We start from the raw sequence: 21359 nt of genomic DNA on the forward strand, positions 1-21359 counted from the left end.
ACAGTCCTTCTATATGGAACGGTTATCCTATATCGATGAGCATGCCATATACATCGATGCATCCGCGGGAGAAACGTGGTCCGCGCTATTGCGGGCGATGTGCCGGGACCCGCAAGATCCGTCGACCGTGCCGACTGGTTTCGTCTTGGATGAAGCGCGACCGCTGGAACGGTTCGCGCTGAAAGGCCGCCACCCGTTCGCGGTCTACCGATGGGTGTTCGAGTTGGATGCCGAAGGCCCGCTGCGCACCCGGGTGCGCTCGCAGACGTGGGCGAACTTTCCCGGTCTGCACGGCAAGATCTATCGCGCGCTGGTCATCGGAACCGGCGGCCACCGCGTGGCGGTGCGCTGGACGCTCAAACGCATTGCCGGGCAGGCCCGGACCGCGCCCGACTACGTCGACGTGTTCGAAGCCTCGATCCTGCCTGGCGACATGCGCACTGCCGAACAATTGTTCCGTGACGCGCTGGGGCAGACACCGGGCGCATTGGGAGGTCTTGTGTTGTGGATCCACCGCCACGTCCTGAGATTTCGTTTGGGCCCGATTACTTCTCGTGACCACACAATCGGGTGGACGATCACGCAGTCGGATGATGACGAGATCGTTCTGGTGGCGGACGGGCCGCTCATGCGCGGCGAACTGACCCTACGACGTCAGGACGGTAGGCGGGCCGTGCTCGTCACTCGCCTGCGTTACCGTCACAGAATCGCCGGCCGAATGGTCTGGGCGGTGGTCGGTCCACTGCATCGGGCCGTGGCACCGCGGCTTATGCAGCTCAGCGTCCGCTGCGACTTGACTTCGGCGCCCCGCGGTTAGAACCCTCGAAGCATGGCACGGACCGAGGACGACAACTGGAACATCACTGAGAGCGTCGGCGCAACGGCGCTCGGGGTGGCCATGGCACGAGCCGCCGAGTCCTCGTGCGACTGCCCGCTGTTCACCGATCCCTACGCGCAACTCTTCATCGAGGCCGCAACCGAACACGGCTGGCAGCCAACGGCTTCGATGACCGAACGGGTGCGCATCGTCGGAGGGTACGCCGCGGCGCGCACCAAGTGGTTCGACGAGTACTTCATCGCCGCCGGGGCCAACGGGATCGATCAGGCGGTGATCTTGGCCGCGGGCCTGGACGCCCGGGCCTGGCGGCTGCCATGGGTGGATGGCAGCACCGTCTACGAGATCGACCAGCCGCAGGTGCTGGCATTCAAGGCCGACACCCTGACCGCACACAGCGCAAAATCGGCCGCCGCATATCGCGCGGTGCCGGTCGACCTGCGGGCGAATTGGCCGAAAGCCTTGCAGGAAGCGGGTTTCGACCCGTCGACGCCGACGGCGTGGTCTGCCGAAGGGTTGTTGCCATACTTGCCGGCGGCGGGCCAGGATCTGCTGTTCGAGCGGGTCGCAGAGCTCAGCGCAGAGGGTAGCCGGATCGCCGTTGAAGCTTTGGGCCCGAACACCTTCGACCCGGAGTATCTGGAGCGCCGCCGCGAACAACTGCGCCGCGCGGGCATCGACTCGAGCGGTCCGGATACCGCGGACCTGTGGTTCATCGAGGAGCGCGCCGACCTCACCGAATGGCTGACCGAACGCGGCTGGGAGGTCACCGCGGTCGAGGCGCTGTCCCTGATGGAACGCTACGACCGAGCACCGTCCGCCGACGACGAAGACCTCACACCGCGCAGCGTGTTCATCGAGGCCCGGCTCCCTCTGGCCGGCAGTCCGGCCTAGCCGGTCATTCGGAGAGCTGGAATTCGATCATCGCGGCCATGGTCTCCACGGCCTCGCCGAGCGCCGCCAGCCGGTCCGCGACCGACGGCGCGGCCAGCACGGAGTAGCGATCCGCCTGGCCGATCGGGAGGCGGGACGCCAACACATAGAGCCGCGCACCGGGATCGGCATCTCGGTTGCCGAGCAGCACGTCGCGCTCCGGTAACGGCACGTCACGGACCGCGGCGATCCGCTCGAACAGGGCTATAACCCGGTCCTCCAGCTCTCGCAGCTGGCCTGCTGTCACCGGCTCGCCCGGCTCGTCGGGCCAGGGTCGCACCATCGCGCGCGGATAGGGATCGTCGGGCAGCCACTCGCACACCCGGATTCGTTCGCCCATCCGGCAGCGCAGCGCGAACCGGCCCGAGGCGCCGAAGTCGACACATTCGGTGATCCTGGCCACGGCGCCCACGTCGCAGCGCACGTCGCCGCCGCCGACCTCGCGGCCGCGGGCGATCAGCACCACACCGAAGCGGGGATCCGTGTCGCGCAGGCAATCTCGGACCAGAGCGCTGTAGCGCGGCTCGAAGATCCGCAGTGGCAGCTCCTCGTCGGGCAGCAGCGCCGATTGCAGCGGGAACATCGCCAGCTCGGTGGGGTCAGCGGCTGTCATTGTTAGATATCCAGCTCGCCGACCAGCGCATCGACGACCGGGCGCAGATCTCCGTCGTGCTCCTCGGCGACGCGGCGCTGCCGCTGATACGACGCGCCCAGCCGGGGGATGTCGGCCACCGAGGCCAGCTCGTCGGCGCAGTGCAGCGACTTCGCCACCGGCTCCAAACGATTGAGCAGGTCGGGCAGGTCGTCGGTGACCAGCCGTTCGTTGCTTTCTGCGTCGAGGATGATGACCGCATCCAGCCCGTAGCGGGCGGCGCGCCATTTGTTCTCCTGAACATGCCACGGCGGCATGGACGGCAGCATCTCACCGGCGTCGAACCGGCGGTCCAGGTCGACGATCAAGCAATGCGTCAACGCCACCAGCGCGGCCAGCTCACGCAGGTTGGACACCCCGTCACAGATGCGCACCTCCAGCGTGCCCAGATGCGGCGAAGGCCTTATGTCCCAACGGATTTCGTCCATGTGGTCGATGATGCCGGTCTTCTTCTGGTCGTAGACGAAGCCTTCGAATTCGGCCCAGGTCTGGAAATGAAACGGCAACCCGGCGGTGGGCAGCTGCTGAAACATCATGGCCCGATTGCTGGCGTAGCCGGTGTCCTCGCCGCCCCACCACGGTGAGGACGCCGACAGCGCCAGCAGGTGCGGGTAGTAGTTGAGCAGTGACGTCATGATCGGCATCACTTTGTTCGCCGACGAAATCCCAACGTGGACATGCACTCCCCAGATCAGCATCTGCCGGCCCCACCATTGGGTGCGTTTGATCAATTCGGCATAGCGTGGCGCGTCGGTCAGCTTTTGGGTGGACCACCGCGCGAACGGGTGGGTGCCGGCACAGAACAGCTCCATGCCGCGATCCCGGACGATCTGGCGAGCGGTGGCCAGGGTCTCGCGCAGATCCTCCATCGCCTGCGCAGTGCACTCGCAGACACCGCTGACGATCTCGACGGTGTTGCGCAGCAACTCCTTGTGTACCCGCGGGTTTTCGCCGATCTCGGCGATGACCGCGGTGGCCTCGTTGCTCAGGTCGCGGGTCTGGGCGTCGACGAGCGCGAACTCCCATTCCACGCCGACCGTCGGCCGCGGCGAGCGGGCGAAATCGATGCGGGCGGCTGCCCTGCTGACCGGCGTGTTAGCCGGACTTGATGACACCGCACGCCACCCGCTTACCGGCGTCACCGGTGGACATCGTCATCTGGTCGGGCCCGGGCGCGCCGTTGGCCTGGGTGTAGCGATCGCCCGGGATGTTGGCGAAGTTGTCCGCACCGGCGTGAATGACGATCGATGTCCCCTTACCGGCCAGCAGATCCTTCTTGGTGAACCCGTCGGTGGTGGTCACCAGCAGCGCCGCGCCGTCCTTGCGCACCTGCAGCGAGGTCAGATCACCGCTTTCCGGCATTCCGGTGTGCCCGGGCACCTGGAAATGCCCGCCCGCGGACAAGAAGTCACCCGGCGGGCCGCCGGTCGGGGCGACAGAGTTGGCCTCGCATTTGCCCACCGAGTGGATGTGCATGCCGTGGAATCCAGGGGTCAGCTGACCCAGCCCGGTGGTCTTCACGGTGACGGTGACATAGCCGTTGTCGAACTCGAATTTGGCCGTCGCCACCCGGACGCCGTCGGGCGCATTCAGATTTGTGGTCAGGCTCTCCGGCGCCCCCGGCCCTTCGGTTGGCTGCGTCTTCGACGGCGCCGGTGACCCGGTCCAGACCGACGGCGTGGTCCCGGGACTGGTCGCCGGCGGTTGATTCGGCGTGCACGCGCTCAACAGCGCGGTCGAAACGGCGAGCGAACTCATTGCGGTGACGGCGGCGATCTTGCGGCCCGCGGCGGGTTTGACCATGGGCCAAGACTATCCCGCTACCACCACGATGACGCCGGGCGGCTTGTCGGCGATTTCGGGAATTCGCGGTTCGACGGCCGCTTTGAGCAGCTTGCCGATCGCATCGGCGGTTTCGCGCTCCCCGGGCGCGTTGCTGAAGTACACCGTGGTGGCCGAGACATCGGGCAACGACATATTGCCGACCTCGGTGACGTTGTAACCGCCGCCCTTCAGCTGGTCGGCGGTGCGCCCGGCAACACCCTCGTGGCCGGAGATGTTGTACACCCGCACGTCCGACTTTGCCGCCGGCCTCGGCGAGGTCTTCGGCGCCATTCGGCTCGTCGTCAACGTGGATACCGACGAGTCTTCGTCGTCGGAGCTGCTGCTCGACCCCATGGCCTGCAGTCCGACCAGCAAGAAGATGACGCCGAGAAACAGCAGCACCATCACCATGGCCCGCAGGGGTAGCCCGGACGAGTCCGGAACACGCTCATTCATCGACGCCACTGTATCCAGGAGTGCGCCAGAACCCACACCGGCGCTCAGCGGCCGGGGAAAACCTCAGGTGACTTCGAAGCCGAGCCGTCGCGCCGCCCTTGCCTTCTGCCGGCTGGCGCGCAGCCGCCGCAGCCGTTTCACCAGCATCGGGTCGGCGGCCAATGCCTCGGGCCGGTCCACCAGCGCATTGAGCACCTGGTAATAACGCGTCGCCGACATCGCGAACAACTCTTTGATCGCTTCTTCTTTAGCTCCGGCGTATTTCCACCATTGGCGCTCGAACGCCAGAATGTCGTGTTCGCGGCGGGTTAGCCCATCGGCGATTTCAGAGTCGTCCCCCGATCGATTAGCCCGCGCCTCAGCGCTGTCCATATCGCTTCCTCGACCCTTCCGGCGAATTCTTCAGTGCTTCTTAATGCTCGCGGTTCTGCGCGAATATTCAACCACGCCTGCAACTGTTGACCCGGAACCCCGCCCCGCGAGTCGCTCAGCTTAGGCTCCGACCATGGCAGTCGTACCCATTCGCATCGTGGGCGATCCGATTCTGCACACCCCCACCGAACCGGTGCCGGTCGCCGCGGACGGTTCGCTGCCCGCCGATTTGGCCGATCTGATCACCACGTTGTACGACACCATGGACGCCGCATACGGGGTTGGGCTGGCCGCCAACCAGATCGGTGTGGGCTTGCGGGTATTCGTCTACGACTGCGCCGACGAGCGCGGGCAAACGAAGCGCCGACGCGGTGTGATCGTCAACCCGGTGCTGGAAACCTCGGAAGTGCCGGAGACCATGCCCGACCCCGAAAACGACGACGAGGGCTGCCTGTCGGTGCCGGGCGAGTCGTTTCCGACCGGACGGGCGAAATGGGCGCGGGTCACCGGCCTGGACGCCGACGGCAACCAGGTCACGGTCGAAGGCACGGGGTTGTTCGCGCGGATGCTGCAGCACGAGACCGGGCATCTGGATGGGTTTCTGTATCTGGATCGCTTGATCGGTCGGCACGCGCGCGCCGCAAAACGGGCGGTCAAATCCCACGGCTGGGGTGTTCCCGGGTTGTCCTGGACACCGGGCGAGGGGCCGGACCCCTTCGGTCACTGATGGTTTCGTGGCCCGAGCTCGGCACCCGGGTGGCGGTGCGTTACCGCCGGCCGGCCGGCTCGGTCCCGCCGCTGACCGACGCGGTGGGGCGCCTGCTGAGCATCGAGCCGCTCGTGCAGATCCAGACGAAGACCGGAGTGGTAGTGGAGTTTTCGCCCGGCGACGCGGTGGTGGTGCGCGCGCTGACCGATGCGCCGGTGCGGACCTCGCAGATCCGCGCACTCGAGCACGCCGCGGCTAACGCTTGGCCGGGCATCGAACGACAGTGGCTGCACGGCTGGCTGCTGCGCGCCGGGCACGGAGCCACGCTCGAGTCGAATTCTGCTGTGCCGCTGAGTATTTCGGCTGAGTCGGCGGCGATCGCGGTGATCGTCGACTGGTACACGCAGCGCGGCCTGACGCCGCGGCTGGCTCTGCCGGATCGGCTGTTGCGGCTTCCAGGTGGCGGTGAGCATGCTAATCGGATGCTGGTGCGCGATGTGCGCACAGCGGCAACGGACCCGTCGATCCGGCTGACCGCCCGCCCGGACGACGCCTGGCTGACCCGTTATGGCGGCAACGTGCCAATCGACGAATTGACCGCGGTCCTCGACGGTGAGCTGGCATTCGGGATGGACGACGCGACGGCGGCGCGCGCGGCGGTGACCGACGCGCCGGACGGCACCCGCTGGGTGGGCCTCTCGACGGCCGGCACGGCCGATGCTCAACTCTGCGAGGCGCTGCTGGCATGGGGCGCCGCGCGCGGCGCCACCCGCGGCTGGGTACGGGTGCTCGACGCCGACCACGCCACTCCCGGCGTGGTCGAATCGTTGGGCTTCACACTGCATCACCGGGCTCGCTACCTCGACGCGCATACCGTGTAATCATGCGGCTGGCCACCTGGAACGTGAACTCCATTCGCACCAGGCTCGACCGCGTGCTCGACTGGCTGGCGCGCGCCGAGGTCGACGTGCTGGCCATGCAGGAAACCAAGTGCGCCGACGACCAGTTTCCGACCCTGCCGTTCTTCGAACTCGGCTACGAGGTGGCGCACTGCGGGTTCAACCAGTGGAACGGCGTGGCGATCGCGTCGCGGGTCGGCCTCGATGACATCGAGGTCGGCTTCGACGGCCAGCCCAGCTGGAGCAACAAGCCGGACGTTGCCGCCGCCGCGGAGGCCCGCGCCCTGGCCGCCACCTGCGGCGGCGTTCGCGTGTGGAGCCTTTATGTGCCAAACGGCCGCGCCGTGGGCGATCCGCATTACACCTACAAGCTGAATTGGCTTGCGGCGCTGCGTGATACGGCCCACGGTTGGCTGCAAGCCGATCCGTCGGCTCAGATCGCTCTGGTGGGCGACTGGAACATCGCCCCGACCGACGAGGACGTCTGGAGTGTCGAGTATTACCGGGGCTGTACGCACGTCTCCGAGCCGGAGCGCAAGGCATTCAACGCGATCGTCGAGGCGCAATTCACCGATGTGGTGCGGCCTTTCACCCCCGGGCCCGGCGTGTACACGTACTGGGATTACACCCAACTGCGGTTTCCGAAAAGACAAGGGATGCGGATCGACTTCATCCTGGCCTCCCCCGCGCTGGCCGCCCGCGTCGCCGATGCCCAGATCGTCCGCGAGGAGCGTAAAGGCAAGGCGCCCAGCGACCATGCGCCGGTGCTGGTGGACCTGCGCCCGGTTTGAGTTTTTGTATACCTATTTGCTGACAGACGGTTGAGCATTCTCTATGCATTTGGTGCATTCGCCCCTTTTCGGCCATAGGATTTATGCCAGCGGGCATAAAATTTTCAGCCCCGAACAACAGAGGATCAGGGAGTCATCATGGGCGTCGTCGGCGGCACGGTACGCAGCGTGAGTCGAACGGTGGGCCGAGCCGCGGCGGCGACCACCATGGCCGCCGGGGCGGTGGGCGGCGCCGCGGTCAACGGCGTCGTCGGCGCGGTAACCGGTGCGGCCGCCGGTGTGCAGCGCGGCATCGGCAGCGGCAGCCACTCGGTGCCGGCGGCCGCATTGACCTTGGGCGCACTCGGTGCCAGCGGACTCGTCGAGTGGCCGTTGGTGTTGGCCGTCGGTGGCGGCGCATTGCTGCTGCGGCAGCTCAATCACTCGCGCGACGGCTCGGCCGCGCCGGCCAAGTCGACCGCGGCCCAGGCCGCTCCGGCGAAGAGTGCTCCGGCGAAAAAGGCCCCCGCCAAGTCGAGCGGTTCGGCCTCCAAGCGCACATCGCCCGCCTCCAAGCGCACATCGCCGGCCAAGCGGGCGCCGGCGCGGCGGACACGCGGCACGCAGTCGCGCGCCCGCCGTTAATTTGCGCGGGTGAGTACCGTCGGATTCGTGCGAGCACCCACGCCGCTGCGCGCGGTCACGATGGGCATACAACTAACCTCCGCCCTCGTCGACGCCGGCGTGCAAACCGCGGCGACAGCCGCAACGCTGGCCGCCATCCCGGTTCGAGAAGGTGTCAAAGCGCTCTCCGGCGAGCTGCCCACGCCGACACTGACACGGCACTGCTGGCGTGGCGAGCAACGCGCCTGGATCGAAGTCCGCGGCCTGGACAGCCCGAACGGTGTGGAGCTGGGACGCGTCGTGGCCGACGCGGTGCGCGCACGCGCCGGGGTGACGTCGGTCAGCCTGAACCGTCCGCTGTCGCGGCTGGTCGTCGGTCTCGACGGCAACCAGACGCCGCTGAGCGAGCTGTGCCGGGTGGTCGACGATGCCGAAAAGCGCGTCCCCCGAACCGATCACGCCGACAAACGCTCGCACGCGCTGCCGGGCGACGGTCTGGTGCTGGCCAGCAGAGCGGTGGGAGTCGGCATAACCGCCGTCGGAATGGGCGCGGCGCTCGCCGGGCGCGCCATGCGCTGGCCGCGCCTGCCTGCCGGTGTCGAGGCGGCGGTGGTGGCCGTGGACTACCAACCGCGGCTGCGCCGCCTGCTCGAGGACCGCATCGGCCAGTCGGCGACGGACACGGTGCTCACACTGGCCATGACGATCGCCCACATCGTTTCGCTCTCGCCGGCGTCGCTGGGCGTCGACCTGGCGATGGAAGTTCTCAAGGCGATCGAGTCCCGCGCCGAAGCACAGGCATGGAGCCGGCTCGAACCGGACTTGGCCCGTCACGCCGAGCATGCACAGGCCCACCCGCCGTCGCGCCCGCTGCCGCGCCCGGCGGGATCGGTCGAAACCCACGCCGGGCGCAGCGCGTTGGCGCAGGCGATCGGCGTCGCAGTGGTCGGCGCCGCCACCCGCAACGTCAACATGGCTTCGACGGCGGCGTTGGTGACCACGCCGAAGGCCGCCCGCACCACACGCGAGTCGTTCGCGGCGACACTCGGACGTGGGTTGGCCGACCAGCATGCTGTGCTGGCATTGCGTCCAGACATCCTGCGTCGACTGGACCGCGTAGACGTGTTATTGGTCGATCCCCGAGTGCTGGGTACCGACCAGCTGCGGGTGCTCCGTGTCCGCGGCGCACGCGAGGACCAGCGGGCCCCGGCTTGGAACCGCGCCCAGGAGCTATTACAGGGCAAAGGTTCGCGCGCCGGCTGGCATCCGGTTCCCGGTGGGCCCGACGGCGTCGAGGCACTGGTCTGTCCCGCGCACGATCCATTGGCTTCGGCGGTGCTTGCCGAGGCGCGCCGGGCCGACTTGGACTTGATCTCCGTCGACATGGAAGTCCTCGGTGAGCTGCGGCCGGCGTTCGACGAGCTGCGGGCGTCGGAGCTCGGCTCAGTCGACGATGCGCTCGCCGCGTCGCTCACCGACCTGCAACGGGCCGGCCACACTGTCGCGGTGCTGTCGTCGGCTGCCGCGCAAGCGCTTTCGTCCGCCGACGTGGGGCTGGGCATCATGCCCAACTCCGGCGCCAAGCCCCCGCCCTGGTCAGCCGATCTGCTGCTGACCGACCTCGCCGGCGCCTGGCGGGTGTTGCACGCGCTGCCCGCGGCCAGGGCGGCGACCCGACGTGGGATCGAGATATCCACCGGCGCGACGGCTTTGGGCGCGCTGCTGATGCTGCCCGGCGTGCGCGGTCAAGGGCCCGGCCCGGTCACCACCGGTGCGGCGGCCGGTCTGCTGTCCGGCTACTTACTGGCCCGCCGGGTGGTTCGGGCACCTACCCCGCGACCGGCGCCTGTGCACGAGTGGCACGCCATGTCGGTCGAGCAGGTCCGCAGGCTGTTGCCGCCGCCGGACTCCGACGACGAAACGGCGGAGCCCCAACGGCCGCTGGCCGCGCGCGCCATGCAGACGGCCCAACGCGGCGCGGAAGCGACCGATCGGCCACGGCAGGCGGTGTGGCACTTCATCAAGGCGGTCCGCGCCGAGTTGTCCGACCCGCTGACCCCGGTACTGGCGCTGGGTTCGGCGGCCAGCGCGGTGCTGGGTTCGCCGGTCGACGCCGTGCTGGTCGGTTCGGTGCTGACCGGGAACTCCATCCTCGCCGCAAGCCAGCGACTGCGCGCCGAGAGCCGGCTGAACCGGCTACTGGCGCAACAGATCCCGCCCGCCCGCAAGCTCACCACCGACCCGGACGGCAAGCCCTTGTACACCAACGTCATCGCCGCGCAACTACGGCCCGGCGATGTGATCGAGGTGCGGACCCACGAAGTCGTGCCCGCCGACGCCCGGCTGATCGAGGAAGACGACCTCGAGGTCGACGAATCAACGCTCACCGGCGAATCCCTGCCGGTGGAGAAGCAGGTCGACGCCACCCCGGGCGCGGACCTGGCCGAACGCCGCTGCATGCTTTACGCCGGCACCAACATCGTGGCGGGCACCGCCGTCGCCGTGGTGACCGCCGTCGGACCCGACACGCAGGAGCGTCGCGCTGCCGAATTGGTGTCCGGTGAGCTGGCCGAGATCGGACTGCAGCACCAGCTCAGCCAGCTCACCAATCGGGCATTACCGGTCAGCATGGGCGGCGGTGTGCTGGTCGGTCTGCTCGGGATGTTGCGCCGCACGGGTTTACGCCAAGCGGTCGCCAGCGGCATCGCCATCGCGGTGGCGGCGGTTCCCGAGGGGATGCCGTTGGTGGCGACGCTCGCACAAGCGGCGTCGGCTCGGCGCCTCACGACCTTCGGCGCACTCGTCCGGGTTCCCCGTTCGGTGGAGGCGCTCGGCCGGGTCGACGTGGTCTGCTTCGACAAGACCGGAACGCTGTCCGAGAACCGCCTGCGGGTGGCCCAGGTCCACCCGGTTGGCAGCTACTCCCGCGAGGACGTGCTGCGCTGCGCCGCCCACGCCGCGCCGACGGCCAACGGCGGCCCGCACGTGCACGCCACCGACCGGGCGATCACCGAAGCCGCGCTGTCCGGCGGTGTATTCAGCGGCTCTAGCCGCGACCGCGAGGCCGACGCGCATCTGCCGTTCCGTTCCGGCAGGTCGTTCTCGGCGTCGGTGTCCGGCGACGAGCTGACCGTCAAGGGCGCACCAGAGGTGGTGCTGGCCGCCTGCCGCGACACCGGACCCGACATCGACAGCACGGTTGGGCAGCTGGCGGCCCAGGGGTTACGGGTGATCGCCGTCGCCCGGCGCCGGCTGAGCCCGCAACAGGCGAAGTCGGTGCAGCAAGACGAGGACGCCATCGCCGGCCTGGCCGACGGCGAGCTGTCGCTGGCAGGGTTCCTCGGGATTTCCGATACCCCGCGGGCTCAAGCACCAGAGCTGCTGGCGAACCTGCGCCAGCATGAGGTCGGCATTCGGCTGATCACCGGCGACCACCCGATCACCGCCACCGCGATCGCCCAGGAGCTGGGCATGCCGGTGACCGCCGAGCAAGTCATCACCGGCGCGGAATGGGACGCCCTGTCCCGCAAGGACCAGGAACGGGCGGTCGCCGAGCGGGTGATCTTCGCCCGGATGTCCCCGGAGAACAAGGTGCAGATCGTCCAGACCCTGGAACGCTCCGGCAAGGTGTGCGCGATGGTCGGCGACGGCTCCAACGACGCCGCCGCCATCCGGGCGGCCACCGTCGGCATCGGCGTCGTCGCACGCGGCAGCGACCCCGCCAGCATCGCGGCCGACGTGGTGCTGGTCGACGCGCGCATCGAGGCGCTGCTGAACGCCATCCAGGAGGGGCGCCAGCTCTGGCGGCGGGTCCAGGCGGCGGTATCGGTGCTGCTCGGCGGCAATGCCGGCGAGGTGGCCTTCTCCATCATCGGCGCCGCGATCACCGGGAGATCGCCGCTGAACACCCGCCAGCTGCTGCTGGTGAACATGATGACCGACGCGCTGCCCGCCGCGGCGCTGGCCGTGAGCCCCACGACCGACTCGGATAACCGCGGCGGCCGCGGCCCGGATCAGCCCGCGCTGTGGCGAGCCGTGGCCATCCGCGGCGCGACGACGACGGCGGCGGCGACCGCGGCGTGGATGATGGCCGGGGTCACCGGTCGGCCGCAGCGTGCCTCCACGGTGGCGCTGGTCGCACTGGTATCCGCCGAATTGGGCCAAACGCTGCTGGACTCCCGCGCCCCGTTGGTGGTACTCACCGCCGCGGGTTCGCTAGTCGTGATGGGGACGCTGATCAGCATCCCGGGCGTCAGCCAGCTGCTCGGCTGTACTCCGCTTGGTCCGATCGGCTGGGCGCAGGCGCTGGGATCAGCCGGGGTGGCAACCGTCGCGGTGGGCGTCGTAACCCGCGCGCTACCCGGTCAGCGCCCCGCAGAGGCCGAACTCGGTCATCGGTCTGACGAGTCCGCACAACCTCGACAAATCCGAGGCGCCACAGCACCGCGTACAACTCGATCACCGGAACGGTCAGCAGAAGACCGGCCGCTTCGGCTAGTGGGTCGGCGAGAGCATCAGTCGTCGACATATGTCCGAGGTTGACCGCAACACCCGGCTCGACGGCAAACCCAACGTTTCAGAAAGGCAAATGATGGTGGAAAAGAAGTCGCGCCGCGGCACCTCTCAGCGCGAAGCCGTCCAGCACATCCGCGAGGGCGAGTCATTCGCCGTCAACCTGCCTGTGGTCGGGCGGGTGCAGGTCCCGCGGCCCGAGCAGCTCGCCTACTACGGCGGCCTGGCCGCGCTGGCCGCGTTCGAGCTGATCGACTGGCCGGTCGCGGTGGTGATCGCCGCCGGCCACATTCTGGCCAATAACCACCACAACCGCGTCCTCGAGGAACTGGGCGAAGCCATGGAAGAGGTTTAGCCGGGCTGCTGCCCTTCTCGCCCTTCTAACGCGTCGGACAGCCCCGGATAGAGCTCGAGCGCGCTGTCAAGGTTCGTCACCTCGATCGGGCGAACCACCAGCGGGTTGTCGGCGACCAGGCGCACCGTCGTCCCGGCCTCGCGGCCCTGCTGGTGACAGTCCAGCAAGGCGTTCAGACCGGCGCTGCCGAAGTAGGTCAGGGCCTGCAAATCGATGATCACCAGTCGAGTCGCGAGGTTGCCGGCATCGTCCAGTGCGGCAGCGAGGTGGGACGTGAGCTCGCCGATGGTGTTGGAGTCCAGTTCGCCCTTGGCCCGGACAATCACCGCCGTTGGGTGGACCTCACGGTCGACCACCAATAATTTCATCGCGCCCACTCGTTTTCGATCGGAATCCGAGCCTAACCCGCAAGCAGGGCTACGGGTCTGGATCCGCAGGAACCCGCTCGTGGACGGTGAGCAAAATGTGGTCGAACGCGCTTTGCACGGCGGCCGCGGGTGGTGGCAACGACGGAAGTTCGGCGAGCAGCTGCTTGGCCAGCACCCGCAGTTTGACGTTGGTTTCCTGCGATCGCCACCGCAGCACCCCGAAGGCCTGATCGGCGCTGACCCGGTAGATCGCCATCAGCACGCCCTTGGCCTGCTCGATGACCGCGCGGGCCTGGAAAAGGTCGGGCAAGGCTTCGTCGAGGATCTCCTGCCGGTTCTCGTCCAACGTCTCGGTCAGATCGACGTAGTACCCGGCAGAACCCACCACCGCGCCGGTGTCATCCGTCATGCGGTCGGCCACCACGATCGCGTCGTGCACATTGCCGGCCGTGTCAAGGAAGCGGTGCCGGCTGGAAAACGAACTCTTGGAATGCAGCGCGCGGTCGAGCAGATCCTGCACGTGTTCGCGGTCATCGGGATGTTTGTGCGACAGCAGCAGTTCGGTCGTCGGCGTCACGGAGCCCGGCTCATAACCGTGCATCCGGGCCACCTCGTCGGACCATTCCCAGCGCTGGCCGACGAACCAGAACCGGAACGCACCCACGCTCACATGGGTTACATCCGCGTCTGCCCGCGCCGTCGTGGCGCCGCCGCCGGCGTGCACATCTTTTTCACGGGCCTTCTGCACATTGAGAATCATCGCACCCTTGGCCTAGCGTGGAAACCGTCCACCTATCCACGCGGGAGCGCACGCCCGGTGCGCTGAGAGGACGGCTCGGGGCCGTCGACCGTACGAACCTGACCGGGTAATGCCGGCGTAGGGAGATGCCAAGTGACATCTATTTCAGTCGAGCCAACCGTGACCACCGGCCCCATCGCCGGCAGCAGCAAGATCTACCGGGATCTCGATGACGTTCCCGGTGCCCGGGTGCCGTTCCGGCGGGTGCACCTGTCCAACGGCGAGCACTTCGACCTGTACGACACCTCCGGGCCCTACACCGATTCCGACGCGGTGATCGACGTGAATCGCGGCTTGCCGCCGCGCCCGGGCGTGGTGCGCGACCGCGGCACCCAGCTGCAGCGCGCCCGCGCCGGCGAGATCACCGCGGAGATGGCGTTCATCGCCGAGCGCGAAGGCATGCCCGCGGAACTGGTGCGCGACGAGGTCGCCCGCGGCCGTGCGGTGATCCCGGCCAACCACAACCACCCCGAGAGCGAGCCGATGATCATCGGCAAGGCGTTCGCGGTCAAAGTCAATGCAAACATCGGCAATTCGGCGGTGACGAGCTCGATCGCCGAGGAAGTCGACAAGATGGTGTGGGCCACCCGCTGGGGCGCGGACACCATCATGGACCTGTCCACCGGCAAGGACATCCACGAGACCCGCGAATGGATCCTGCGCAACTCGCCCGTGCCCGTCGGCACCGTGCCGATCTATCAGGCGCTGGAGAAGGTCAAGGGCGACCCCACGCTGCTGACATGGGAGATCTACCGCGACACCGTAATCGAGCAGTGCGAGCAGGGTGTGGACTACATGACCGTGCACGCCGGAGTGCTGCTGCGGTATGTGCCGCTGACCGCCAAGCGGGTCACCGGGATCGTGTCCCGCGGCGGGTCCATCATGGCCGCCTGGTGCCTGGCCCATCATCAGGAGTCGTTCCTGTACACGCATTTTGGCGAGCTGGCCGACATCTTCGCCCGCTACGACGTGACGTTCTCACTCGGCGACGGGCTGCGGCCCGGCTCGATCGCCGACGCCAACGACGCCGCCCAGTTCGCCGAGCTGCGAACCCTGGGCGAGCTGACCAAGATCGCGAAAGACCATGGCGCCCAAGTGATGATCGAAGGTCCCGGACACATCCCGATGCACAAGATCGTCGAGAACGTGCGCCTGGAAGAGGAGCTGTGCGAGGAGGCCCCGTTTTACACGCTGGGCCCGCTGGCCACCGACATCGCCCCGGCCTACGACCACATCACCTCGGCGATCGGCGCGGCGATCATCGCCCAGGCGGGCACCGCGATGCTGTGCTACGTCACCCCCAAGGAGCACCTGGGGTTGCCTGACCGCAAGGACGTCAAGGACGGGGTGATCGCCTACAAGATCGCCGCACACTCGGCGGATCTGGCCAAGGGCCATCCCCGCGCGCAGGAGCGCGACGACGTTCTGTCCACCGCGCGGTTCGAGTTCCGGTGGAACGACCAGTTCGCGTTGTCGCTGGACCCCGACACCGCACGGGAGTTCCACGACGAGACTCTGCCCGCCGAACCGGCCAAGACCGCGCACTTCTGCTCGATGTGCGGGCCGAAGTTCTGCTCGATGCGCATCACTCAGGATGTCCGCGACTACGCCGCCGCCCACGGACTGGAGACCGAAGAGGACATCGAAGCCGCGCTGTCCGCCGGCATGGCGGAGAAGTCGGCCGAGTTCGCCGAGCACGGCAACCGGGTGTATTTACCTATAGCGTGAGCTATCTGCCGCTGCCCGGCCCGGGTGAGACGCCGCTGCGGGTGCTGGCCATCGCCGGGTCGGATTCCGGTGGCGGCGCCGGCATCCAAGCCGACATCCGGACGTGCACCCTGCTCGGCGTGCATGCACTGTGCGCGGTGACCGCGGTGACCGTGCAGAACTCGGTGGGCGTCAGGGGTTTTCACGTGGTGCCGGATGGTGTGATCGCCGCCCAGATCGAGGTGGTGTGCCACGACATCGGGCTGCAGGCCGCCAAGACAGGCATGCTGGCGTCGGCGGAGATCATCGGCGCTGTCGCCGGGGCATGGCGCGACCACGCTCCGGACGTGCCGCTGGTGGTCGACCCGGTGTGCGCGTCGATGCACGGCGATCCGCTGCTCGATGATGGCGGGCTGGATTCGCTTCGCGCCCAACTGTTTCCGTTGGCCACCCTGGTGACGCCCAACCTGCACGAAGTGCGGCTACTCGTCGACATAGAGGTCGTCGATTCCGAATCCCAGCGAGAAGCGGCGCGCGCCCTGCACGCGCTTGGGCCGAAGTGGGCGCTGGTCAAGGGCGGGCATCTGCGCGAGTCAGATCGCAGCAAGGATTTACTGTTCGACGGCAGCGACTTTCACGAGTTCGAGTCACCGCGGGTGGACACCATCCACGATCACGGCGCCGGTGACACGCTGGCCGCCGCGACGGCCTGCGCGCTGGCGCATGGCTATTCCGTTCCGGACGCGATCGGGTTCGCCAAGGACTGGGTGACGCAATGCCTGCGGGCTTCCTATCCGCTCGGCCACGGGCACGGCCCGGTGTCTCCGCTGTTCCGGCTCTCATGAACGTCGACGAGATCGCGGGCGTGGCACACGAACCCGACGGCAAGCCCGTCGGTGTGGTGGTGTTGACGCACGGGGCCGGCGGTAGCCGGGAATCGCCGTTGCTGCAAAGGCTTTGCGACGAGTGGGCGCGGCGCGGCTGGCTGGCGGTGCGCTACAACCTGCCCTACCGGCGGCGACGGCCCAAAGGCCCACCATCGGGCTCGGCGGCCACCGACCGCGCCGGCATCGTGGAAGCGATCACCGTGTGCCGCAACCTGGGCGACGGCCCGCTGATCGCCGGCGGCCATTCCTACGGCGGCCGGCTGACGTCGATGGTGGTCGCGGCCGACCAAATCCCGGTAGACGTGCTGACGCTGTTCTCGTATCCGGTGCATCCGCCGGGGAAGCCGGAACGGGCCCGCACCGAGCACCTGCCCGACATCTCGGTGCCCACGGTGTTCACCCACGGCACGTCGGATCCCTTCGGCACCCCCGACGAGGTGCGCGCCGCCGCGGCACTGATTCCCGCGCCGACGCGGATCGTCGAAATCACCGGCGCCCGCCACGACCTGGGTTCCAAGGCGGTGGACGTGCCCGCATCAGCGGTCGATGCAGCGCTAGAGCTCCTTCGAGGCTCGTCCACGTGACAGCTATCACGACCATTGCGGCGCGCGGAGGCCCTCTTCTGGCGCGCTGCGGGGCAGCATCATAGATATCATTGGCCGTAGCCCACACGAAACGCATAACTTACTCTGAAGTAAGGTACGGTTTTTTCATGACTGCGGAGCATCACGATGTCGTCATCGTGGGAGCGGGCTTCGGCGGCATGGGCGCAGCGATCCAGCTCAAGCAGCTCGGCTACGCCGACATCCTCATCCTCGACCGCGAGGCGGACCTGGGTGGAACCTGGCATGTCAACAGGTATCCGGGGCTCGCAGTCGACATCCCGTCGACCACCTACAGCTACTGGTTTGAGCCCAACCCGTACTGGTCACGGTTCTTCGCACCGGGCCAGGACCTCAAGCGGTACGCCGATCACGTGGCCGACAAATATGACGTGCGCCGTCACATGCGGTTCAACACCACCGTGGAAGGCGCGCGCTGGGACGAGGAGACCCAGCTGTGGCAGGTCGCACTCGCCGGGGGCCAGACGCTCACCGCTCGCTTCCTGATCACCGCGACCGGATTCCTCTCCCAAGCGCACACACCCGACATCCCTGGCATCACCAACTTCGACGGCAAAATCATCCACACCGCGGCGTGGGACGCCGGCTACGACTTCGCCGGTCGTCGTGTCGGCCTGATCGGCACCGGTGCCACCGCAGTCCAACTCATTCCCGAACTGGCGAAGTCGGTGGCCGATCTGACGGTGTATCAGCGCACAGCGATTTGGGTCGCGCCCAAGCTTGACTTCCGGTTCCATCCGGCCGTGCAGCGGCTTTTCGCCCGAGTGCCACTCACCCAACGGGTGCTGCGGTGGGTGACGGACAACGCGCTCGAGTTCATGATGTTCGTCGGCGGGCTGAACTACCGATACTTCCGGCGGCTACCCGTCGCCGCCATGGACCTCTGCAAGATCCACCGGTTCGTGCAGGTTCGAGACAAAGAGCTGCGGCGCAAGCTGACACCGGACTACGACATCGGCTGTAAGCGACCCAGCTGGTCCAACGACTATTACCGCAGCTTCACCAAACCGCATGTGCACCTGGAGACCGGCGGCATCGAGCGGATCGAGCCCGACGGCATCGTCACCAACGACGGGCACAAGGCGGAAATCGACACCTTGGTGCTGGCCACCGGATTCGATCTGTGGGACGCAAACTTCCCGGCCATCGAGGTGGTCGGCCGGGAAGGCCGGAACTTGGGAAAGTGGTGGCGGGAGAACAGTTTCCGCACTTATCAGGGCCTGTCGATTCCATACTTCCCCAATTACCTGAGCCTGGCCAGCCCGTACGCGTTTGCCGGGCTGTCGTTCTTCAACACCATGGAATACCAGATGCGGCACATCGGCCGGTTGTTCGGCGAGGTGAAGCGCAGGGGCGCAGCCACCTTCGAGGTCACCGAGGAGGCCAACACCCGCTTCATGGACCGCATGACCCGGAACCTGGACAAGTCGGTGTTCTACGCCGGCGACTGTGCGACGTCGCGGTCGTACTACTTCAACCACAGCGGCGAGGCGGCCCTGCTGCGGCCTACGTCGGTGCGCAACGCGGTGCGCGACGGCGATCGATTCCCGTTGAGCGACTACGCCATCAGCTGAGCATCACGCCCAAATACCGTGAGCTCCATCAACTTTCGCACGCAGGCCTGCGGATAGGCCGAGTTGTCGGCGGAGTCCTCGTAGTGGACCAGCCTTCCCAGGTCGACCACCAGGGCCATCGCCGCGTGTACCAGAAAGCGGGCCTGCGTAGAACTCAGCGTTGGCCGCGCCGCCGTCAACAGCCGCATCCAGGAATCGATCGTCGAGCGCTGCACGCTGCGTAGCAGCTCCTGGTCGGCTCGGGTCAGGCTGACCCGCTCGGTGTAGTAGATGGCCGCCAGTTCCGGGTTGGCGAACGACGTCGCCACGTAGGCCTCGATCAGCAGGCTCAGCATCTGGCGCGGTTCGGCAACACCGGTCAGAACCGCCGACAGGTGACCCGAGACCCGATCGGCTGCCCGCCGCAATCCGGTCGAGAGGATGTCGCACTTGCCCGGGAAATACCGGTAGATCCCCGACACCGGGATACCGACCGCCGACGCGATGTCCGCCATGCTGGTTTCCGGATAGCCCTTGGCGTTGAACAACACCATCGACGCGTGCAGCAACGCTTCGTAAACACCGGTGTCCGATGCGAAGATCCGCCAGGCCGCCGGACGCCGCAGCGGATCCTGTGGCCGTGGCAGCTCCGCAGCGAGCAGCGCCGATGCCGCCTCGGTCAGCAGTGCGCGGATGTCGTCGGCCGGCAGCTGAACCCGGTGGTCGACCATGCTGCCGATCACACTGAGCAACCCCGACGACAGCATCCACCGCTGCGACGACGTCAACGCCGGCCGAATCGCGATGAGCGGCTTTTGAATTCGCCGGTTGACAAGACGCAGTTGGTGCATCAGGACGGATTGGTCTTCGCCGTGCAGATAACGGGCCTGCCACCGGTACAGCCCACCGGACTCGCGGTTGGGCAACGTCACGTCGATGAGTGCGTCGACCAGCCGGCCCAATGTCGCAGCCGGGTCGACATCCGCCGACTCGGCATCAGCGAAGTCGGTGCAGTCCACCAGCTGCTGGCCCAGCGCCAGCACCGCGCCGCGGAACAGGTCGTACTTGCTCGCGTAATGCCGGTAGAGCGCGGGCGCCGAGATTCCGACCTTGGCCGCGATGGCTTCCATGCTGACCGCGTGATATCCCAGCGCGCTGAAGGCCTCGGCGGCGGCGCGCGCGATCTGGGCTTTGCGGTCTTTCGGACGCCGGCGCACGTCGGCTGCCGGCCCGAGGCGCGCGGTCGTCACGGCCTCACCCTAGCCTCAGATCGGTGCCGCACACACCCTACCGCCGAGTCAGAATCTCCATTAACATAATCGATACTCGCCGGTTGCTACGACGGCGTCCATGTCGGAGGGGTTCGATACATGCTGGGCAAGGTTCGCCAGGTGCTTGGCTTCCAAATCACCATCGCCGAGCTGATCGGCCTCGGTTTGATCCTAGGGACACCGTATCTGCTGGTCGGGACCATTTGGTCGACCACTCACACCGAGCATCTGCACCGGATGCAAGGGGCCGATCTGGTGGTGTCGTTCCTCGGGTCGATCGTGTCGTGGCCGGTGTTGCTGTTCTCGGATGTCTGCATGACATGACCCGCCACACTCAACTGACCACCGCCGATACGCGCATTCACATCAGCCGCCGCGCCGCGCGCTGGGACAACCGGCCGGCCACCGTCGCCGACGCCATGGACTTCTGGTCGTTCGCCGCCGGCGCGGCCAACGTCGTCATGCAGTTGTCCTGGCCCGGCGTCGGCTACGGGGTGGTGGAGAGCAAGGTCGAATCCGGCAGCTTGATCAAACACCCGTGGAAGCGGGCCCGTACCACCTTCAGCTACCTGGCCGTCGCAATACTTGGCCGCTCCGAAGACCGGACCGCCTTCCGCGAGGCCGTCGACGTCGCGCATCGACAAGTCCTTTCGGGGCCCGACAGCCCGGTGTCCTACAACGCTTTCGACCGCGACCTGCAGATGTGGGTTGCCGCATGCCTTTTCGTCGGCCTGGAAGATACCTACCGACTGTTGCGTGGCGAGATGACCGATGAACTGGCCGAACACTTCTACCGCTCGGCGTTCACGTTGGGCACCACGCTGCAGGTCAGCGAAGACCAATGGCCGCCGACCCGTCGCGATTTCGACCGCTATTGGAATTACGCTTGCCAGCGCGTCGTGATCGACGACGTGGTGCGCGACTACCTGCAAGATTTGATCGACCTGCGGATGGTCAGCCCGCTGCTGCGCATCTTCGCGCCGTTGCTGCGCTTCCTTACCGCGGGATTTCTGGCGCCGGTGTTCCGCGAAGCCCTGCGCCTCGATTGGACGCCGAGTCAGCAGCGCCGATTCGAATACCTGTTTTTGATGGTGGCTTTCGTCAACCGGTTCCTGCCCAAGTTCATCCGCCAAGGCGGTAGCTATCTGCTGCTGGCCGACGTGCGGAGGCGAATCCGCCGTCACCGCAACCTGATTTGAGAGAGGAAAGC

The 21359-nt window shown here is 67.3% G+C and carries 22 protein-coding genes, 1 pseudogene and 1 riboswitch; of the genes and pseudogenes, 14 read left to right on the forward strand and 9 right to left on the reverse strand.

What is annotated here, in order from left to right:
• Window positions 1-13 precede the first annotated feature (13 nt).
• Window positions 14-817, forward strand: a complete 804-nt coding sequence (locus tag AWC06_RS12505; protein ID WP_085197755.1) for a DUF2867 domain-containing protein — start codon at window positions 14-16, stop codon at window positions 815-817.
• Between the two features lie 12 nt (window positions 818-829).
• A complete protein-coding gene (locus AWC06_RS12510; RefSeq protein ID WP_085197757.1) occupies window positions 830-1729 on the forward strand; it encodes an SAM-dependent methyltransferase in 900 nt (299 codons plus the stop codon).
• 4 nt (window positions 1730-1733) lie between these two features.
• On the opposite strand, the gene AWC06_RS12515 is transcribed toward AWC06_RS12510, so the two are convergent.
• From AWC06_RS12515 to AWC06_RS12535, 5 genes are all read right to left on the reverse strand, one after another.
• Complete coding sequence (locus AWC06_RS12515) at window positions 1734-2381, reverse strand: LON peptidase substrate-binding domain-containing protein (RefSeq protein ID WP_085197759.1); 648 nt, start codon at window positions 2379-2381, stop codon at window positions 1734-1736.
• Between the two features lie 2 nt (window positions 2382-2383).
• Window positions 2384-3535: a glutamate--cysteine ligase gene (locus AWC06_RS12520; RefSeq protein ID WP_085197761.1), complete on the reverse strand. Its 1152-nt coding sequence runs from the start codon at window positions 3533-3535 to the stop codon at window positions 2384-2386.
• Window positions 3516-4223 (reverse strand): superoxide dismutase[Cu-Zn], encoded by a 708-nt coding sequence (gene sodC, locus AWC06_RS12525; protein ID WP_085197763.1) that lies wholly within the window; start codon window positions 4221-4223, stop codon window positions 3516-3518. Before sodC ends, AWC06_RS12520 begins: the two co-directional genes overlap by 20 nt.
• 9 nt (window positions 4224-4232) lie before the next feature.
• A complete protein-coding gene (locus AWC06_RS12530) occupies window positions 4233-4700 on the reverse strand; it encodes a LytR C-terminal domain-containing protein (protein WP_085197765.1) in 468 nt (155 codons plus the stop codon).
• Between the two features lie 63 nt (window positions 4701-4763).
• Window positions 4764-5072, reverse strand: a complete 309-nt coding sequence (locus AWC06_RS12535) for a nucleoid-associated protein NapA (protein ID WP_085197767.1) — start codon at window positions 5070-5072, stop codon at window positions 4764-4766.
• 133 nt (window positions 5073-5205) lie between these two features.
• Here AWC06_RS12535 and AWC06_RS12540 point away from each other — a divergent pair, with 133 nt between their 5' ends.
• The 5 genes and pseudogenes from AWC06_RS12540 to AWC06_RS23975 form a co-directional block, all read left to right on the forward strand.
• A complete protein-coding gene (locus AWC06_RS12540; RefSeq protein ID WP_085197769.1) occupies window positions 5206-5799 on the forward strand; it encodes a peptide deformylase in 594 nt (197 codons plus the stop codon).
• Window positions 5799-6662, forward strand: coding sequence for an N-acetylglutamate synthase, CG3035 family (locus AWC06_RS12545; RefSeq protein WP_085197771.1), 864 nt, complete (start codon window positions 5799-5801; stop codon window positions 6660-6662). The genes AWC06_RS12540 and AWC06_RS12545 overlap by 1 nt, the downstream gene beginning before the upstream one ends.
• A gap of 2 nt (window positions 6663-6664) precedes the next feature.
• Window positions 6665-7471, forward strand: a complete 807-nt coding sequence (locus tag AWC06_RS12550; protein ID WP_085197772.1) for an exodeoxyribonuclease III — start codon at window positions 6665-6667, stop codon at window positions 7469-7471.
• Between the two features lie 138 nt (window positions 7472-7609).
• Window positions 7610-8095, forward strand: coding sequence for a hypothetical protein (locus tag AWC06_RS12555; protein ID WP_085197774.1), 486 nt, complete (start codon window positions 7610-7612; stop codon window positions 8093-8095).
• Window positions 8096-10030: 1935 nt separating this feature from the next.
• Window positions 10031-12358, forward strand: a pseudogene (locus AWC06_RS23975) (cation-translocating P-type ATPase); the annotation flags it as partial.
• Here the strand turns inward: AWC06_RS23975 and AWC06_RS23620 are convergent.
• On the reverse strand, window positions 12327-12602 hold the full coding sequence (locus AWC06_RS23620; protein ID WP_244899085.1) for an Rv1535 domain-containing protein: 276 nt from the start codon (window positions 12600-12602) through the stop codon (window positions 12327-12329). The pseudogene AWC06_RS23975 and the gene AWC06_RS23620 sit on opposite strands and share 32 nt — an antisense overlap.
• 63 nt (window positions 12603-12665) lie before the next feature.
• Between AWC06_RS23620 and AWC06_RS12565 the strand changes: the two genes are divergently transcribed.
• Window positions 12666-12941: a hypothetical protein gene (locus AWC06_RS12565; protein WP_139820044.1), complete on the forward strand. Its 276-nt coding sequence runs from the start codon at window positions 12666-12668 to the stop codon at window positions 12939-12941.
• Here AWC06_RS12565 and AWC06_RS12570 read toward each other — a convergent pair.
• On the reverse strand, window positions 12938-13309 hold the full coding sequence (locus tag AWC06_RS12570) for an STAS domain-containing protein (protein ID WP_085197776.1): 372 nt from the start codon (window positions 13307-13309) through the stop codon (window positions 12938-12940). The two genes, AWC06_RS12565 and AWC06_RS12570, sit on opposite strands and share 4 nt — an antisense overlap.
• Window positions 13310-13358: 49 nt before the next feature.
• Entirely contained in the window at window positions 13359-14069 is a 711-nt protein-coding gene (locus AWC06_RS12575; RefSeq protein WP_139820033.1) for a PAS and ANTAR domain-containing protein, read from the reverse strand.
• Window positions 14070-14099: 30 nt separating this feature from the next.
• Window positions 14100-14210, forward strand: a riboswitch (TPP riboswitch).
• Here AWC06_RS12575 and thiC point away from each other — a divergent pair.
• From thiC to AWC06_RS12595, 4 genes are all read left to right on the forward strand, one after another.
• Window positions 14202-15836: a phosphomethylpyrimidine synthase ThiC gene (thiC, locus tag AWC06_RS12580; protein ID WP_085197778.1), complete on the forward strand. Its 1635-nt coding sequence runs from the start codon at window positions 14202-14204 to the stop codon at window positions 15834-15836. (Overlaps the previous riboswitch by 9 nt.)
• Window positions 15833-16660, forward strand: coding sequence for a bifunctional hydroxymethylpyrimidine kinase/phosphomethylpyrimidine kinase (gene thiD / locus AWC06_RS12585; RefSeq protein ID WP_085197780.1), 828 nt, complete (start codon window positions 15833-15835; stop codon window positions 16658-16660). Before thiC ends, thiD begins: the two co-directional genes overlap by 4 nt.
• Window positions 16657-17286: an alpha/beta hydrolase family protein gene (locus tag AWC06_RS12590; RefSeq protein WP_085197782.1), complete on the forward strand. Its 630-nt coding sequence runs from the start codon at window positions 16657-16659 to the stop codon at window positions 17284-17286. Before thiD ends, AWC06_RS12590 begins: the two co-directional genes overlap by 4 nt.
• Before the next feature lie 128 nt (window positions 17287-17414).
• Window positions 17415-18899 (forward strand): flavin-containing monooxygenase, encoded by a 1485-nt coding sequence (locus AWC06_RS12595; protein WP_085197784.1) that lies wholly within the window; start codon window positions 17415-17417, stop codon window positions 18897-18899.
• On the opposite strand, the gene AWC06_RS12600 is transcribed toward AWC06_RS12595, so the two are convergent.
• A complete protein-coding gene (locus AWC06_RS12600) occupies window positions 18884-20095 on the reverse strand; it encodes a TetR/AcrR family transcriptional regulator (RefSeq protein ID WP_085198108.1) in 1212 nt (403 codons plus the stop codon). The two genes, AWC06_RS12595 and AWC06_RS12600, sit on opposite strands and share 16 nt — an antisense overlap.
• Window positions 20096-20248: 153 nt before the next feature.
• Between AWC06_RS12600 and AWC06_RS12605 the strand changes: the two genes are divergently transcribed.
• Window positions 20249-20473, forward strand: coding sequence for a hypothetical protein (locus AWC06_RS12605; protein WP_085197786.1), 225 nt, complete (start codon window positions 20249-20251; stop codon window positions 20471-20473).
• Complete coding sequence (locus AWC06_RS12610) at window positions 20470-21348, forward strand: oxygenase MpaB family protein (protein ID WP_085197788.1); 879 nt, start codon at window positions 20470-20472, stop codon at window positions 21346-21348. The genes AWC06_RS12605 and AWC06_RS12610 overlap by 4 nt, the downstream gene beginning before the upstream one ends.
• The last annotated feature ends 11 nt before the right edge of the window (window positions 21349-21359 follow it).

Origin of the sequence: Mycobacterium fragae (assembly GCF_002102185.1) — a bacterium.
In the GTDB taxonomy this organism is placed as follows: domain Bacteria; phylum Actinomycetota; class Actinomycetes; order Mycobacteriales; family Mycobacteriaceae; genus Mycobacterium; species Mycobacterium fragae.